The organism is Shinella sp. GW821-FHT11G07 (assembly GCF_058808115.1).
The window spans coordinates 16188-32218 of sequence record NZ_JBXARJ010000019.1; the positions used below are offsets into that span (position 1 = coordinate 16188).

A 16031-nucleotide genomic window follows, 5' to 3' on the forward strand; every position below is an offset into this window, starting at 1 on the left:
AGGAATAAGACGTTATGGACGCTTTCATTTCGACCTACGTTTGGCCTGGCCTGATCATGGTGGCCCAGTCGCTTCTGCTGCTGGTCGCGCTGCTGGTTTTCATCGCCTATGTGCTTCTCGCCGACCGCAAGATCTGGGCCGCCGTGCAGCTGCGTCGCGGCCCGAACGTCGTCGGCCCGTGGGGTCTGTTCCAGTCCTTCGCCGACCTCTTGAAGTTCGTCTTCAAAGAGCCGGTGATCCCGGCAACCGCCAACAAGGTGATTTTCCTTCTGGCGCCGCTCGTCTCCGTGACGCTGGCGCTCGCTACCTGGGCGGTCGTGCCGCTCAACGACGGCTGGGTGATCGCCAACATCAATGTCGGCATCCTCTACATCTTCGCGATCTCGTCGCTTGAAGTGTATGGCATCATCATGGGCGGCTGGGCTTCGAACTCGAAGTACCCGTTCCTCGGTGCACTCCGTTCCGCAGCGCAGATGGTCTCCTACGAAGTCTCGATCGGCTTCGTTATCGTCACCGTTCTGCTCTGCGTCGGTTCGCTGAATCTGACGGACATCGTCAACTCGCAGCGTGACGGCGTCGGCACGATGATCGGTCTGCCGGGCTCGTTCCTCGATTGGCATTGGCTCGCGCTGTTCCCGATGTTCGTGGTGTTCTTCATCTCGGCGCTGGCCGAAACGAACCGCCCGCCCTTCGACCTTCCGGAAGCGGAATCCGAACTCGTCGCCGGCTTCATGGTCGAGTACGGCTCGACCCCGTACATGATGTTCATGCTTGGCGAATATGCCGCCATCTGCCTGATGTGCGCGCTGACGACGATCCTCTTCCTTGGCGGCTGGTTGCCTCCGGTCGACGTCTGGTTCCTCAACTGGGTCCCGGGCATCATCTGGTTCGTTCTGAAGGCATCCTTCGTCTTCTTCATGTTCGCGATGGTGAAGGCCTTCGTGCCGCGCTACCGCTACGACCAGCTCATGCGTCTTGGCTGGAAGGTTTTTCTTCCGATCTCGCTCGCCATGGTCGTTATCGTTGCATTCGTGCTGAAGCTCACGGGCTGGTCCGCATGAGGACCACCCTGACCATCAGCAGCATTGGAGCTTGAAATGGCTAGTCTCTCACAAGCCGTCAATTCGCTGTTCCTCAAGGAATTCGTCGGCGCGTTCTTCCTGTCGATGCGCTACTTCTTCCGCCCGAAGGCGACGGTGAACTATCCCTTCGAAAAGGGGCCGGTTTCTCCGCGCTTCCGCGGCGAACACGCGCTGCGCCGTTACCCGAACGGCGAAGAGCGCTGCATCGCCTGCAAGCTCTGCGAAGCGATCTGTCCCGCTCAGGCCATCACCATCGAGGCGGGTCCGCGCCGTAATGACGGCACGCGCCGCACGGTGCGTTACGACATCGACATGGTGAAGTGCATCTATTGCGGCTTCTGCCAGGAAGCCTGCCCGGTCGACGCCATCGTCGAAGGCCCGAACTTCGAGTTCGCGACCGAGACGCGCGAAGAGCTTTACTACGACAAGCAGAAGCTGCTCGAGAACGGCGATCGCTGGGAGCGGGAAATTGCCCGCAACATCGCTATCGACTCGCCTTACCGCTGATCGGCGGAAAGGCAAAATGAACTTGAAGTGCCTGACGAGAGGATCGTCAGGCTTCGACGGGGGAGGGGGACCTTCTCCGGGGAAGACGAAAAGGCACCAAAATGGGTCTGCAGGCTCTATTCTTCTATCTCTTCGCCTTCGTGGCGGTGGCGTCCGCCTTCATGGTGATTGCGTCGAGGAACCCGGTTTATTCCGTGTTGTTCCTGATCCTCACCTTCTTCAATTCGGCGGGCCTGTTCCTGCTGACGGGCGCCGAGTTCCTGGCGATGATCCTGCTCGTCGTCTATGTCGGCGCGGTCGCGGTTCTCTTCCTCTTCGTCGTGATGATGCTCGACATCGATTTCGCCGAGCTACGGTCGGGCGCGCTTGAATATGCCCCGGTCGGCGCGCTGATCGGTCTCATCCTTGCGGCCGAACTCGTCATCGTCGTCGGCGGCTCGACCTTCTCGCCGGAAATCGCTAGCAACATTTCGATGCCGATCCCGCCGGTCTCCGAGCGGACGAACACGGCAGCCCTCGGCGACGTGCTCTATACGCATTACATCTACTTCTTCCAGATCGCCGGCCTCGTGCTGCTCGTCGCGATGATCGGTGCGATCGTGCTGACGCTGCGCCACAAGCCACATATCAAACGCCAGAACATCTCGCAGCAGGTTGCCCGCACGCCGGAAACCGCTGTCGAGGTCGTCAAGGTGAAGCCCGGCCAGGGCATCTGAGGCAGCGCGGGACCAAGGAAAAACATCATGGAAATCGGTATTTCCCACTATCTCACCGTCAGCGCCATCCTCTTCACCCTGGGCGTCTTCGGCATCTTCCTGAACCGGAAGAACGTCATCGTCATCCTGATGTCGATCGAGCTCATCCTGCTGTCGGTCAACATCAACATGGTCGCGTTCTCGGCCTTCCTGAACGATATCGTCGGCCAGGTCTTCGCGCTGTTCATTCTGACCGTTGCGGCTGCGGAAGCGGCCATCGGTCTTGCAATTCTCGTCGTCTTCTACCGCAACCGCGGTTCGATCGCCGTCGAAGACGTCAATATGATGAAGGGCTGATCGGGTCATGGATACCATCATCAAGGCAATCGTCTTCCTTCCTTTGACCGGCTTCCTGATCGCTGGCATCGGCGGCAATGCCATCGGCGCCAAGGCGTCCGAATACGTCACTTCCGGCTTCATGATCCTGGCGGCAGTCCTGTCGTGGATCGTCTTCTTCGACGTCGCGATGGGCGAGACGGAGATGGTCAAGGTCAGCGTGCTGCGCTGGATCCAGTCCGGCGGCTTCGATGTCGAATGGGCGTTCCGCGTCGATACGCTGACGGCCGTCATGCTCGTCGTCGTGAACTCGGTCTCGACGCTCGTGCACGTCTATTCGATCGGCTACATGCACCACGATCCGCATCGGCCGCGCTTCTTCGCCTATCTCTCGCTCTTCACCTTCGCCATGTTGATGCTGGTGACGTCGGACAATCTTCTCCAGATGTTCTTCGGCTGGGAAGGCGTGGGCCTGGCATCGTATCTGCTGATCGGCTTCTGGTACAAGAAGCCGTCGGCCTGCGCTGCCGCCATGAAGGCCTTCATCGTCAACCGCGTCGGCGACTTCGGTTTCATCCTGGGCATTTCCAGCGTCTTCGTGCTGTTCGGCTCGATCAACCTGGAGACGATCTTCGCAACCGCCGCGACCTACCTGCCGGCCGAAGGTGCAGCGGATGCGACAGCGCCCGTCATCAACCTCTTCGGCATGACGCTCGACAAGTCGCATGCGCTGACCGCCACCTGCCTGCTGCTCTTCATGGGCGCGATGGGCAAGTCGGCACAGTTCCTGCTGCACACTTGGCTGCCGGACGCCATGGAAGGCCCGACCCCGGTGTCAGCCCTCATCCATGCCGCTACCATGGTCACCGCCGGCGTCTTCCTCGTCGCTCGTATGTCGCCGCTGTTCGAACTGTCGCACACCGCCCTCATGGTCGTGACGCTCGTCGGTGCTATCACCGCTTTCTTCGCGGCGACGGTCGGCCTCGTGCAGAACGACATTAAGCGCGTCATCGCCTATTCGACCTGCTCGCAGCTCGGCTACATGTTCGTCGCGCTCGGCATCGGCGCTTATGGCGCGGCGATCTTCCACCTCTTCACGCACGCCTTCTTCAAGGCGCTCCTGTTCCTTGGCGCCGGCTCGGTCATCCACGCCGTCGATGGCGAGCAGGACATGCGCTACATGGGCGGCTTGCGCAAACACATCCCGATCACCTTCTGGATGATGACGATCGGCACGCTGGCGCTGACCGGCGTCGGCATCCCGGGCACGGTCATCGGCTTCGCCGGCTTCTTCTCGAAGGACGCGATCATCGAATCGACCTTCGCCTCGCATAGCCCGGTCGCCGGCTTCGCCTTCGTGATGCTGGTCATCGCGGCGCTCTTCACGAGCTTCTACTCCTGGCGCCTGGCCTTCATGACCTTCTTCGGTAAGCCCCGCGCCTCCGCAGACGTCATGCACCATGTGCACGAATCGCCTGCCGTCATGCTGATCCCGCTCTATCTGCTGGCCGCCGGTGCGGTTGTGGCGGGCGTGATCTTCGTCGAGTATTTCTTCGGGCATCACTATGCCGAATTCTGGCAGGGCGCCCTGTTCACGCTGCCGGAAAACGAGCTGGTCAACGAGTATCACCACGTCCCGCTCTGGGTGAAGTGGAGCCCGTTTGCTGCCATGGCACTGGGCTTCGTCACCGCCTGGTACATGTACATCCGCTCGCCGGAAACGCCGAAATACCTCGCCGAGCAGCATCGCGGCCTCTACCAGTTCCTGCTCAACAAGTGGTACTTCGACGAGCTGTACGACTTCCTCTTCGTCCGTCCCGCCATGCGGATCGGCAAGTTCCTCTGGAAGAAGGGTGACGGCTCCGTCATCGACGGTCTCGGCCCGAACGGCATCGCCGCCCGCGTTATGGACGTCACGGATCGTGTCGTGCGCCTCCAGACCGGTTACCTCTATCACTACGCATTCGCGATGCTGCTGGGTATTGCAGCACTCGTCACCTGGATGATGCTCGGGAGCTCCCTCTGATGACCGATTGGCCCATTCTTTCAGCGGTCACCTTTCTCCCGCTCGTCGGCGTGGCGCTTCTGCTGCTGACGCGGGAAGACAGCCCGTATGGCCGCCGCAACATCCTGAACGTGTCGCTGCTGACGACGGTCTTCACCTTCGTGCTCTCGCTGTTCATCTGGATCGGTTTCGACAACGCGAATCCCGGCTTCCAGATGGTCGAGAAGGCCGAATGGCTGGGCACCGGCATTTCCTACCATCTCGGCGTCGACGGCATTTCCATGCTGTTCGTCATCCTGTCGACCTTCCTGATGCCGTTCTGCGTGCTCGCAAGCTGGCATTCGGTCGAAAAGCGCCTGCGCGAATACATGATCGCCTTCCTGCTTCTGGAAGTGTTCATGGTCGGCGTCTTCGTGTCGCTCGACATCGTGCTGTTCTACGTGTTCTTCGAAGCCGGCCTCATTCCGATGTTCATCATCATCGGCGTGTGGGGCGGCAAGGATCGCGTCTACGCCTCCTACAAGTTCTTCCTCTACACGCTGCTCGGCTCGGTGCTGATGCTGCTCGCCATCATGGCGATGTACTGGCAGGCCGGCACGACGGACATCACGGAACTGCTCGCCTATAACTTCCCGGCCCATATGCAGACCTGGCTGTGGCTCGCCTTCTTCGCCTCCTTCGCGGTGAAGATGCCGATGTGGCCGGTCCACACCTGGCTTCCGGACGCGCACGTCCAGGCGCCGACGGCGGGTTCGGTCATCCTGGCCGGTGTCCTCCTGAAGCTCGGCGGCTACGGTTTCATCCGTTTCTCGCTCGCCATGTTCCCGCTCGCTTCGGACTACTTTGCACCCTTCGTCTTCGCGCTGTCGGTCATCGCCATCATCTACACCTCGCTGGTGGCGCTGATGCAGGACGACATCAAGAAGCTGATCGCCTATTCGTCGGTCGCCCATATGGGCTACGTCACCATGGGCATCTTCGCGGCGAATGCGCAGGGTCTTCAGGGCGCCATCTTCCAGATGCTGTCGCACGGCATCGTCTCCGGCGCGCTCTTCCTTTGCGTCGGCGTCGTCTATGACCGGCTGCACACCCGCGAGATCGCGGCCTATGGCGGCCTCGTCAATAACATGCCGAAGTACGCCGTCGCCTTCATGATCTTCACCATGGCAAACGTGGGCCTTCCGGGCACTTCGGGTTTCGTCGGCGAATTCATGACGCTGATCGGCATCTTCCGCGCCAACACCTGGGTGGCGCTGTTCGCTACCACGGGCGTCATCCTCTCTGCCTCCTATGCGCTCTGGCTCTATCGCCGGGTGATCTTCGGTGCGCTCGAGAAGGAAAGCCTGAAGTCGCTTCTCGATCTCGATGCGCGCGAAAAACTGCTGCTCTATCCGCTCCTGATCCTCACGATCTTCTACGGTGTCTATCCGGCGCCGGTATTCGATGCGACGGCGGCCTCGGTCGACGCGCTGCTCAATAACTACTCCGCGGCTCTGCAGGCGGCGCAATCCGTTGCGCTGACGGCGAACTGACGACGGGACCCAAGACATGACTGCTGATACAATCCTCGCCAGCCTTCAGCTCTCGACCCCGGAGATCATTCTCGCCATCGGCGCGCTTGCCTTGCTGATGATCGGTGTTTTTTCCGGCGAACGCTCGGGCACGACCGTCACCGGCCTTGCCGTCGCGCTGCTGATCATCTCCGGTCTCTGGCTGGTGCTCGCTACGGGCGAGGGCCAGGCCTATGGCGGCGCCTTCGTCTCCGATGCCTTCGCCAAGTTCATGAAGGTGCTGGCGCTGATCGGTTCCATCACCGCCATGGTGATGACCGTCGGCCATGCCCGTTCGGAACAACTCGACCGTTTCGAGTTCCCGGTTCTTATCGTCTTGTCGACGCTCGGCATGTTGCTGATGATTTCGGCCAATAGCCTGCTGTCGCTCTATCTCGCGCTGGAACTCCAGTCGCTGGCGCTCTACGTCGTCGCCGCGATCAACCGCGATAGCCTGCGCTCGACGGAAGCCGGCCTGAAGTACTTCGTGCTCGGCGCCCTTTCCTCGGGCATGCTGCTCTACGGCATGTCGCTGGTTTATGGCTTCACCGGCCAGATCGGCTTCCAGGAAATTGCAGCTGCCCTGACGGCAGAAGGCCGCTCGCTCGGCCTCGTCTTCGGCCTGGTGTTCATCCTTGCCGGCCTCGCCTTCAAGATCTCGGCCGTGCCGTTCCACATGTGGACGCCGGACGTCTACGAAGGCGCGCCGACCCCGGTTACGGCGTTCTTTGCCGCTGCCCCCAAGGTCGCCGCCATGGCCATGCTGGTGCGTATCGTCATCGAGGCTTTCGAGCCCGTCGTTGCCGACTGGCAGCAGGTCATCGTGTTCATCTCGATTGCCTCCATGCTGCTCGGCTCCTTCGCGGCGATCGGCCAGCGCAACATCAAGCGCCTGATGGCCTATTCCTCGATCGGCCACATGGGCTATGCGCTCGTCGGCCTTGCCTCCGGCTCCATGGCCGGTGTGCGCGGCGTCGCGCTCTACATGCTCATCTACATGGTCATGACGCTCGGCACCTTTGCCTGCATCCTCGCCATGCGCCGCAAGGAAGGCGGCAATGTCGAGAACATCGACGATCTTGCCGGTCTGTCCTCGACCAATCCGTTCATGGCGACCGTGCTGACGATCCTGATGTTTTCGCTCGCCGGCATCCCGCCGATGGCAGGCTTCTTCGCCAAGTACTTCGTGTTCATGGCGGCGATTGAAGCGCATCTCTATGCGCTTGCCATCATCGGCGTGCTCGCCTCGGTCGTCGGCGCCTACTACTATCTGCGCATCATCAAGGTGATGTGGTTCGACGAGGCGACCGGCGAATTCGCCCGCACGGCCGGCGAATTGAAACTGGTCTTCGGCCTCTCCGGCCTGTTCGTCCTCGGCTATGTGCTGATCGGTGGCCCGATCGGCGCCGCCGCTGAAACCGCGGCACGGACCTTCTTTTGAGCGGGTCTGGCACTCCTCGGCGGATGTCACTCGATGACTTTTGCCATGAGGCGCTCGGCGATGTGGGCTCGACCAATACGGAATGCCTGGAGCGCGCCCGAAAGGGCGCGCTTTCCGGTCTCTGGATTACCGCGCAACGGCAGACGGGCGGCCGCGGCCGGCGCGGCCGGGCATGGTTTTCCGAGCCCGGCAATCTCTATGCCTCTCTGCTGCTGATAGACGCCGCGCCCCTGGAGCGGTTGGGTTCCTTGCCGTTGGCGGTTGCCGTGGCCGTGCAGGGGGCGGTGAGCCGCATCATGCCGCTCGATGCCCCCGATGTGGTGATCAAGTGGCCGAACGATATTCTCGTCGACCGCCGCAAGGTCTGCGGCATCCTGATCGAAGGCGAAACGTTGCCGGATGGCCGGCATGGGCTGGTGATCGGTATCGGTATCAACGTGTCGGTGGCGCCGGATGCCGGGCTCTACCCCGTGGCGACGCTGCGTGATTTCGGCGCCTTCGCGTCCCCGGATGAATTGTTCGCCCATCTCTTCCAGTCGATGGCCGAAACGCTGTCGCTGTGGGACAGCGGACACGGGATTTCGGCCATCATGGAACGCTGGAAACAGGTGGCTGGCGGCATCGGCGAAAACATAACGGTCAATCTTCCCGACCGTTCTATTTCCGGGCGCTTTTCTGGAATTGATGATACAGGTCTCCTGAAACTGGAGACGGATGATGGCGGCACGCGACTGATCGCGGCCGGCGACGTGTTTTTTGGATAGGACTTTCTGAACCCGATGGCAAAAGAAGACGAACTGGTATTCCTGCCGCTTGGCGGCGTCGGCGAAATCGGCATGAACCTGGCGCTCTACGGCTATGGCCCGAAGGCGAACCGTCAGTGGATCATGGTCGATTGCGGCGTCACCTTTCCCGGGCCGGACCTGCCGGGCGTCGACCTGGTGCTGCCCGATATCCGCTTCCTCGCGAAGGAACGTGAGAAGCTCAAGGGCATCATCATCACCCATGCGCATGAAGACCATTATGGCGCGCTGAACGATCTCTGGCCGGGCCTCAACGTCCCGGTCTATGCCTCGCCCTTCACGGCGGGCATGCTGGAAGCCAAGCGCAACTACGAGCGCAGCCGCACCGAAATCCCGGTCACCATCTTCAAGCAGGGCGACCGCATCAATGTCGGCCCGTTCGAAATCGAGGCGATCGGCGTCAACCACTCCATTCCCGAGCCGATGTCGCTGGCGATCAAGACGCCGCTCGGCACTGTCATCCATACGGGTGACTGGAAGATCGACCTCGACCCGTCGCTTGGGCCGCTGACCGACGAGGCCCGCTTCCGCAAGCTTGGCGACGAGGGTGTGCTGGCGCTGATCTGCGACAGCACGAACGCGCTTCGCGACGGCGTTTCGCCGTCGGAGCGCGAAGTCTCGGAGAGCCTCACCAAGATCATCGAGTCGTCCGAGGGCAGGGTGGGCATCACCACCTTCTCCTCGAATGTCGGCCGTATCCGTTCGATCGCGCAGGCTGCCGAAGCCGCCGGGCGCGAGGTGCTGCTGCTCGGCAGTTCCATGAAGCGCGTGACCGAGGTTGCGCGCGATATCGGCCTGATGGAAGGGCTGAAGCCGTTCATCGCGGAAGACGAGTTTGGCTACATTCCGCGCGACAAGGTCGTCGTCATCCTGACGGGCAGCCAGGGCGAACCGCGTGCAGCGCTCGCCAAGATCGCCCGCGACGAGATGCGCAACGTCGCCTTCACGGATGGCGACACGATCATCTTTTCCTCGCGCGCTATTCCGGGCAACGAGAAGGCGATCAACGACATCAAGAATGGCCTGGTCGAACAGGGCATCAACGTGATTACCGATAGCGAGGCACTGGTGCACGTGTCCGGCCATCCGCGCCGGACGGAACTGCAGCAGATGTACACATGGACGCGCCCCAAGATGGTCGTGCCGGTGCATGGCGAGGCGGTGCACCTGACGGCGCATGCCGAGCTTGCCGAACAGTCCGGCATTGCCAAGGTCCCGCGTGTGCGCAACGGCGATGTGCTCAAGCTTGCACCGGGCGAGCCCGAGGTCGTCGACCACGCGCCGTTCGGCCGCATCTTCAAGGATGGCAGCCTGATCGGCGACTATGAGGAAATGGGCATCGGCGATCGCCGGAAGCTCGCTTTCGTCGGCCACGTCGCCGTCAGCATCCTGCTCGACAGCCGCTTCGACTTCATGGGTGATCCCGAAGTCGAGCCCTTCGGCCTGCCGCAGTTCGATGACGAGGGCGAGGATATGGGCGACACGCTCTATGACGCCGTGCTCGGCGCCGTCGAAAGCATTCCGCGCGCCCGCCGCAAGGACCTGGAAATGGTGCGCGAGGCCGTGCGTCGCGCCGTCCGCTCCACGGCAAACGAGATCTGGGGCAAGAAGCCCGTCGTGACGGTCTTCCTGACGAAAGTCTGATTCCCGATTTTGCGGCTGGATGATGCCGGGGATGCGAATTCCCCCTCATTCGGCCCTTCGGGCCACCGTCTCCCTCAGGGGAGAAGGGGAGATTGCAGACGTCTCGTTTTCTCCCTTCTCCCCAGCGGGGAGAAGGTGCCGGCAGGCGGATGAGGGGGCCTGTTCCAACGCCTAGCCCCATAAGAGGAGACAGCCATGCTCGGTAAGGTCAACCACATCGCCATCGCCGTGCCGGATCTTGCTGCCGCCACCGCGACCTATCGTGACACACTGGGCGCCAGGGTTTCCGAACCGCAGGCCCTGCCGGAGCATGGTGTGACGGTGGTGTTCGTCGAACTGCCGAACACCAAGGTAGAATTGCTGGCGCCGCTCGGCGACGCCTCGCCGATTGCCGCCTTTCTCGAAAAAGCGCCCGCAGGCGGCATGCACCATATTTGCTACGAGGTGGATGACATTCTCGCTGCCCGCGACCGGCTGGTGGCCAGCGGCGCCCGTGTGCTTGGCGACGGCAATCCGAAGACGGGCGCGCATGGCAAGCCGGTGCTCTTTCTCCACCCCAAGGATTTTTTCGGCACGTTGGTCGAACTCGAAGAGGTGTGACAGCACGCCGCCCTTTGGCCATTTGAACTTCACCCGCGACCGGCGTACAAGACCGCCTGTCGCACGAGGGCTCGTCCATGCAGTGGTTTTCCTTTTTCGCCGTCTACTTCATCGTCTGGTGGTTGACGCTTTTTGCCGTCCTGCCCTTCGGAATGAAGACCCAGGGCGAGGCGCAAGAGATTGTGCCTGGCACGGTGGAAAGCGCGCCTGCGCGATTCCGTGGCGGGCGGGTGATGCTCATCACGACGCTGATCTCCGCCATCATCTATGGCTGTTGGTATGTCGTGTCGGTGCGCCTCGGCTATGGCATCGATTCCATCCCGCAATTCATGCCGAATTTCAAATAAGCGGTCGCCGCAAAGGTTAACGGCCGTTCACCTGGCGAAAGCAAGCCATTCCCCGTCTTCGGGGTCGGGGAGAATAGTCTTCCGTTTGGCGATCGTCAGATTGCGCCGGAAAAAGCCCGCTTGCAGCCCGTGCCTGCCCTTGAGTCATGCAAACCGGTCCGGATTTTCTCACCATGCGTGAGGCGGAGTGTCGCAGCGCGCGACGGTGTGCGTCTTTGACGCATGGACCCCAGGCGAGAAATTGATAAAGCGAAAGTCTAATGGGAAAAAGGCAAAAAAAAACAAGGCTAAAAGCCTTGTTTTACAGGTATCGCGTGATCTCTATCCGTTGTGCGGTGGCAGCGTCTACGCGCGCCTAAGATCTGATCCTCCCAAGACTTGACCGCGAAATGGCAGGAATTTGTACTTCCTGCCTGTTTTGTGACCTGAAACTAGCCCAAAGCTTAGGCGTTGTCATCCGCTTTTTTTGCATTTTTGCTACAGTGGAATAAAATTTTTCCGTTGACAACCTATGCGCAATTTCTGTTATTGACGCCCCCATTTTTCCGCCACATTTCTCGGAACGGCACTGCGCCTGTGCGTCGTGCTTCGGCCTTGCATGCCTGCTTGGCCTGCCGGGTTCCCTTCCTGCGGCGAAGCGGTTATGAACGCGTGAAAATCAACGTCATTTTGCCCGATTCCCCGAATAGGGCGGATCAGTCCCGCTGGAAACCGATATGCGCCTTTCACGCTTCTTCCTGCCCATCCTCAAGGAAAACCCCAAAGAGGCCGAGATCGTCTCGCACCGGCTCATGCTGCGTGCCGGCATGGTCAAGCAACAGTCCCAGGGCATCTATACCTGGCTGCCGCTGGGCAAGCGCGTGCTGGACAAGGTGAACGCCATCATCCGCGAGGAGCAGAACCGCGCCGGCGCCGTCGAGCTTTTGATGCCGACGCTGCAATCCGCCGAACTTTGGCAGGAGAGCGGTCGCTACGACGCCTACGGCAAGGAGATGCTGCGCATCAAGGACCGCCAGGAGCGCCCGATGCTCTATGGTCCCACCAACGAGGAAATGATCACGGACGTCTTCCGTTCGTACGTGAAGTCCTACAAGGACCTGCCGCTCAACCTCTACCATATCCAGCTGAAATTCCGCGACGAGATGCGCCCGCGTTTCGGCACCATGCGCTCGCGCGAATTCCTGATGAAGGACGCCTATTCCTTCGACCTGACGCGTGAAGGCGCCGAGCATGCCTATAACCGTATGTTCGCGGCCTATCTGCGCACCTTCTCGCGCATGGGTCTGCGCGCCATTCCGATGCGTGCCGATACCGGCCCGATCGGCGGCAATCTCAGCCACGAGTTCATCATCCTTGCCGACACCGGCGAGTCGGAAGTCTTCTGCCACAAGGATTTTCTGAACTTCGACGTTCCCGGCCTCGACACCAATTTCGAGGATGTCGCCGGTCTGCGCGCCATCTTCGAAAAGTGGACCTCGCGCTACGCGGCGACCTCCGAAATGCATGACGCGCCCGCTTTCGATGCAATCGCGGAAGGCGAACGCCTGTCGGCCCGCGGCATCGAAGTCGGCCACATCTTCTATTTCGGCACGAAGTATTCCGACGTCATGGGCGCCAAGGTCCAGGGTCCCGACGGCAAGGAACATGCCGTGCATATGGGCTCCTACGGCATAGGCCCGACGCGCCTCGTGCCCGCGATCATCGAAGCCTCGCATGACGAGAACGGCATCATCTGGCCGAAGGCCGTGGCGCCCTTCGAGGCGATCGTCATCAACATGAAGTCGGGCGATGCGGCCTGCGACGCCGCCTGCGAGACGATCTACGGCGCGCTCTCGAATGCCGGCATCGACACGCTCTATGACGACAAGGACGAGCGCGCCGGCGCCAAGTTTGCGACAGCCGACCTGATCGGCGCACCCGTGCAGGTCATTGCCGGCCCGCGCGGCGTTGCCACGGGCGAAGTCGAGATCAAGGACCGCAAGACCGGCGAACGCGAGACGCTGACCATCGAGGCGGCGATCAACCGCCTGACGTCCGGCAATTGATGCGCCGCGCCGGGGCAACGGGAGGGGACCATGGCTGACGCAGCGAGCGGGACAACCGAGGCTCAGGCCTACAAGAAGAACCGCCCCTTCTCCGCTTTCGAGCGGATGGTCGCCTGGCGCTACCTGCGCTCCCGGCGCAAGGAAGCCTTCATCTCGGTCATCGCCGGCTTTTCCTTCATCGGCATCATGCTGGGGGTCGCGACGCTCATCATCGTCATGGCCGTCATGAACGGCTTTCGCACGGAGCTGATCTCGCGCATCCTCGGCATCAACGGCCACATGATCGTCCAGCCGATCGATACGCCGCTGAACGATTTCGCCAAGCTGGCAGAGCGTCTTTCCGCCGTTCCGGGCGTCACCATGGCGATCCCGCTTGTCGAGGGCCAGACGCTGGCGCAGGGCACGGCGGGCGGCGGCACGGGCGCGCTGGTGCGCGGCATCCGCGCTGACGACCTCGCCAAGATGAAGGCCGTTTCGGATCATTTCAAGGAAGGTGACCTCGTCGGCTTTGCCGCCGGCGGCGGCGTGGCGATCGGCTCGCGCATGGCCGAACAGCTCGGCCTCAGCGCCGGCGGCCAGATCACGCTGGTTGCTCCCGAAGGGGATGTCACGCCGCTTGGCGTCAATCCGCGCGTGAAAACCTACACGGTCTCCGCGATTTTCGAGATCGGCATGTCGGAATACGACTCGTCGATCATCTACATGCCCTTGGAAGAAGCGCAGCTCTATTTCAACTCCGAAGGCGTCGTGCAGTCGATCGAGCTGTTCGTTTCAAATCCGGATGCCATCGACGATCTGCGCCAGCCGATCGAGGCGGCGGCCGAACGGCAGATCTTCATCACCGACTGGCGCCAGCGCAACCAGACTTTCTTCTCGGCCCTGCAGGTCGAGCGCAACGTGATGTTCATGATCCTGACGCTGATCGTGCTCGTCGCCGCGCTCAACATCATTTCCGGCCTTATCATGCTGGTGAAGGACAAGGGCAGCGACATCGCGATCCTGCGCACCATGGGCGCCACGTCCGGCGCGGTCATGCGCATCTTCTTCATGACCGGCGCGGCGATCGGCACGGTGGGCACGTTTGCCGGCGTTCTGCTCGGTGTCATCGTCTGCCTCAACGTCGAATCGATCCGCCAGTTCTTCTCCTGGATTTCCGGTACGACGTTGTTCAATCCTGAACTCTATTTCCTGAGCCAGCTTCCGGCCGACATGAACGCCGGCGAGACGGTTTCGGTCATCCTGATGGCGCTGGTGCTCTCGTTCCTCGCGACGATCTTCCCCGCCTGGCGTGCCTCCAAGCTCGATCCGGTCCAGGCCCTGCGGTACGAATAGGAACAAGAACGCCATGAATGCGCGCCTCGCTTTGGAACTCAAGGGCATCGAACGGCACTACGGCCAGGGCGAAACCCTGCTGTCGATCCTCAGGGGCGCGGATTTTGCGCTGAGGAGCGGCGAGACGGTCGCGCTCGTCGCACCGTCCGGCACCGGCAAGTCGACCCTGCTGCACATTGCCGGCCTGCTTGAAAAACCGGATGCCGGCGAGGTCTTCGTCAACGGTCATTCCTGTGCCACGCTGTCCGACGACCAGCGCACGACGATCCGTCGCAACGAGATCGGCTTCGTCTACCAGTTCCATCACCTGCTGCCGGAATTCACCGCGCTGGAAAACATCATGATGCCGCAGCTGATCGGCGGCCTCACAAAGGTAGAGGCGCGGGAACGCGCCGCCCAGCTGCTCGACTACATGCGTATCGGCCACCGTGCCGATCACCGCCCGTCGGAGCTGTCCGGCGGCGAACAGCAGCGCGTGGCGATCGCCCGCGCCGTCGCCAATGCGCCCCTGCTGCTGCTTGCCGACGAGCCGACGGGAAATCTTGATCCGGAAACCGCCGGCTACGTCTTCGAGGCGCTCGAAGCGCTGGCGCGCCAGTCCGGCCTGGCGGCCCTCATCGCCACCCATAACCACCAGCTCGCCAGCCTGATGGATCGCCGCGTGACGATCGAGGACGGGCTCGTGCGCGAGCTCGCCTGAACGGACGGCCTGATATTTTGGCCGTCCTGCGTGTCATGCATTGCCGGCGTTAGTTGTCCAATCCGCAAACCGACCGCGGTATGCTGTTGCTCCAATCCTTGAGCAGGACGAATTGCGCCTTGTCCGCGACGGCCTGGCCATTTCGCTTGCCCTTGCCCGTCAGCACGTTGAGGTCGCAGTCGTTCGTGCGGTTTTCTCCACCGTCCTCTGCAATGGTGTCGTAGGCTGAATACGTGTAGCCGGCGACGATGAAGTCGAAATTGCGATAGGCGATGGTGAGCGTCTCGCGCCAGCGCTCCCGGCCGATCGAATCGTTCTTCGTCGTCAGCGTGAACGATCCGTTGCCAAGGGCGGCCAGCTCCGGCTCCTGGCCATACATCGTCAGATTGCCCCAGACCGTGTTCGGCAGGGATAGTGCCAGCGTCAGCCGGTTCTCTTCCGGCTTGGCGACGTAGACATAGAGCCCGTTGTCATCGCCGCTGTCGTCGCCCGGCGTCGCCACCACGGCGAGATCCGGCGTACCGTCCTTGTTCCAGTCGCCGCTCGCCATGGCGATGATGCGGTCCGCCGGAAAATCTGCGGCAGCCGAAAGAGCGGGCAGGGCAGCCGATAGCATGAGGGCGGCAATCAACAACTTCATCTTTATTCCTCCATTGGTCGAGGCGACCTTATTGCGCTGGCGAACGCCGGTCCAGTGGGCCTGTGAAAAGCTGTTGACATGAGAACAAGAATAGAACAAACTGGAAACATAAAAGGAAAAGGAGCCACAATGACCGATTTCTTTCGTGACCTTGCTGCATTCGCCTCCATGGCCATGTTCGTCGCCAGCTTCTCCGTCATCCTCTTCGGAATTTGATATTTCCGGGTTCGTCGTCTGAATACCGGGCCACGCGACGTGGAAACCGGGTGCAATGCAAAGAACCGTCTGGACGAGACGGGTGCGA

At 61.5% G+C, this 16031-nt stretch carries 15 protein-coding genes; 14 read left to right on the forward strand and 1 reads right to left on the reverse strand.

What is annotated here, in order from left to right:
• Nucleotides 1-14: 14 nt before the first annotated feature.
• From nuoH to AC1RT2_RS27930, 14 genes are all read left to right on the forward strand, one after another.
• A complete protein-coding gene (gene nuoH, locus AC1RT2_RS27865; RefSeq protein WP_069059114.1) occupies nucleotides 15-1061 on the forward strand; it encodes an NADH-quinone oxidoreductase subunit NuoH in 1047 nt (348 codons plus the stop codon).
• 36 nt (nucleotides 1062-1097) lie between these two features.
• The gene (gene nuoI / locus AC1RT2_RS27870) at nucleotides 1098-1589 is read left to right on the forward strand and encodes an NADH-quinone oxidoreductase subunit NuoI (protein WP_069059113.1); all 492 of its coding nucleotides are present in this window, start codon (nucleotides 1098-1100) and stop codon (nucleotides 1587-1589) included.
• 101 nt (nucleotides 1590-1690) lie between these two features.
• Nucleotides 1691-2305 (forward strand): NADH-quinone oxidoreductase subunit J, encoded by a 615-nt coding sequence (locus AC1RT2_RS27875; protein WP_069059112.1) that lies wholly within the window; start codon nucleotides 1691-1693, stop codon nucleotides 2303-2305.
• Nucleotides 2306-2332: 27 nt separating this feature from the next.
• On the forward strand, nucleotides 2333-2641 hold the full coding sequence (gene nuoK, locus AC1RT2_RS27880) for an NADH-quinone oxidoreductase subunit NuoK (RefSeq protein ID WP_069059111.1): 309 nt from the start codon (nucleotides 2333-2335) through the stop codon (nucleotides 2639-2641).
• Between the two features lie 7 nt (nucleotides 2642-2648).
• Nucleotides 2649-4646, forward strand: a complete 1998-nt coding sequence (gene nuoL, locus AC1RT2_RS27885; RefSeq protein ID WP_493107213.1) for an NADH-quinone oxidoreductase subunit L — start codon at nucleotides 2649-2651, stop codon at nucleotides 4644-4646.
• Complete coding sequence (locus AC1RT2_RS27890; RefSeq protein WP_069059109.1) at nucleotides 4646-6157, forward strand: NADH-quinone oxidoreductase subunit M; 1512 nt, start codon at nucleotides 4646-4648, stop codon at nucleotides 6155-6157. The genes nuoL and AC1RT2_RS27890 overlap by 1 nt, the downstream gene beginning before the upstream one ends.
• 16 nt (nucleotides 6158-6173) lie before the next feature.
• The gene (gene nuoN, locus AC1RT2_RS27895; protein ID WP_069059108.1) at nucleotides 6174-7616 is read left to right on the forward strand and encodes an NADH-quinone oxidoreductase subunit NuoN; all 1443 of its coding nucleotides are present in this window, start codon (nucleotides 6174-6176) and stop codon (nucleotides 7614-7616) included.
• Nucleotides 7617-7639: 23 nt separating this feature from the next.
• A complete protein-coding gene (locus tag AC1RT2_RS27900) occupies nucleotides 7640-8380 on the forward strand; it encodes a biotin--[acetyl-CoA-carboxylase] ligase (protein ID WP_493107215.1) in 741 nt (246 codons plus the stop codon).
• A 15-nt stretch (nucleotides 8381-8395) separates the two neighbouring features.
• Nucleotides 8396-10063, forward strand: coding sequence for a ribonuclease J (locus AC1RT2_RS27905; protein ID WP_069059106.1), 1668 nt, complete (start codon nucleotides 8396-8398; stop codon nucleotides 10061-10063).
• A 195-nt stretch (nucleotides 10064-10258) separates the two neighbouring features.
• A complete protein-coding gene (gene mce, locus AC1RT2_RS27910) occupies nucleotides 10259-10663 on the forward strand; it encodes a methylmalonyl-CoA epimerase (RefSeq protein ID WP_069059105.1) in 405 nt (134 codons plus the stop codon).
• Nucleotides 10664-10740: 77 nt separating this feature from the next.
• Nucleotides 10741-11010 (forward strand): DUF1467 family protein, encoded by a 270-nt coding sequence (locus AC1RT2_RS27915; RefSeq protein WP_069059104.1) that lies wholly within the window; start codon nucleotides 10741-10743, stop codon nucleotides 11008-11010.
• Between the two features lie 716 nt (nucleotides 11011-11726).
• Nucleotides 11727-13055 (forward strand): proline--tRNA ligase, encoded by a 1329-nt coding sequence (gene proS / locus AC1RT2_RS27920; RefSeq protein WP_493107218.1) that lies wholly within the window; start codon nucleotides 11727-11729, stop codon nucleotides 13053-13055.
• A gap of 30 nt (nucleotides 13056-13085) precedes the next feature.
• Nucleotides 13086-14387 (forward strand): lipoprotein-releasing ABC transporter permease subunit, encoded by a 1302-nt coding sequence (locus AC1RT2_RS27925; RefSeq protein ID WP_069059102.1) that lies wholly within the window; start codon nucleotides 13086-13088, stop codon nucleotides 14385-14387.
• Nucleotides 14388-14400: 13 nt separating this feature from the next.
• Entirely contained in the window at nucleotides 14401-15087 is a 687-nt protein-coding gene (locus tag AC1RT2_RS27930) for an ABC transporter ATP-binding protein (protein ID WP_069059101.1), read from the forward strand.
• Nucleotides 15088-15136: 49 nt separating this feature from the next.
• Here AC1RT2_RS27930 and AC1RT2_RS27935 read toward each other — a convergent pair whose 3' ends face one another.
• Complete coding sequence (locus AC1RT2_RS27935; protein WP_493107221.1) at nucleotides 15137-15727, reverse strand: hypothetical protein; 591 nt, start codon at nucleotides 15725-15727, stop codon at nucleotides 15137-15139.
• Nucleotides 15728-16031: the final 304 nt, after the last annotated feature.

Bases quoted from the DNA above. Each gene is read 5' to 3' on its own strand.
- nuoH (WP_069059114.1), top strand. From the start codon at position 15: ATGGACGCTTTCATTTCGACCTACGTTTGGCCTGGCCTGATCATGGTG.
- nuoI (WP_069059113.1), top strand. From the start codon at position 1,098: ATGGCTAGTCTCTCACAAGCCGTCAATTCGCTGTTCCTCAAGGAATTC.
- AC1RT2_RS27875 (WP_069059112.1), top strand. From the start codon at position 1,691: ATGGGTCTGCAGGCTCTATTCTTCTATCTCTTCGCCTTCGTGGCGGTG.
- nuoK (WP_069059111.1), top strand. From the start codon at position 2,333: ATGGAAATCGGTATTTCCCACTATCTCACCGTCAGCGCCATCCTCTTC.
- nuoL (WP_493107213.1), top strand. From the start codon at position 2,649: ATGGATACCATCATCAAGGCAATCGTCTTCCTTCCTTTGACCGGCTTC.
- AC1RT2_RS27890 (WP_069059109.1), top strand. From the start codon at position 4,646: ATGACCGATTGGCCCATTCTTTCAGCGGTCACCTTTCTCCCGCTCGTC.
- nuoN (WP_069059108.1), top strand. From the start codon at position 6,174: ATGACTGCTGATACAATCCTCGCCAGCCTTCAGCTCTCGACCCCGGAG.
- AC1RT2_RS27900 (WP_493107215.1), top strand. From the start codon at position 7,640: ATGTCACTCGATGACTTTTGCCATGAGGCGCTCGGCGATGTGGGCTCG.
- AC1RT2_RS27905 (WP_069059106.1), top strand. From the start codon at position 8,396: ATGGCAAAAGAAGACGAACTGGTATTCCTGCCGCTTGGCGGCGTCGGC.
- mce (WP_069059105.1), top strand. From the start codon at position 10,259: ATGCTCGGTAAGGTCAACCACATCGCCATCGCCGTGCCGGATCTTGCT.
- AC1RT2_RS27915 (WP_069059104.1), top strand. From the start codon at position 10,741: ATGCAGTGGTTTTCCTTTTTCGCCGTCTACTTCATCGTCTGGTGGTTG.
- proS (WP_493107218.1), top strand. From the start codon at position 11,727: ATGCGCCTTTCACGCTTCTTCCTGCCCATCCTCAAGGAAAACCCCAAA.
- AC1RT2_RS27925 (WP_069059102.1), top strand. From the start codon at position 13,086: ATGGCTGACGCAGCGAGCGGGACAACCGAGGCTCAGGCCTACAAGAAG.
- AC1RT2_RS27930 (WP_069059101.1), top strand. From the start codon at position 14,401: ATGAATGCGCGCCTCGCTTTGGAACTCAAGGGCATCGAACGGCACTAC.
- AC1RT2_RS27935 (WP_493107221.1), bottom strand. From the start codon at position 15,727: ATGAAGTTGTTGATTGCCGCCCTCATGCTATCGGCTGCCCTGCCCGCT.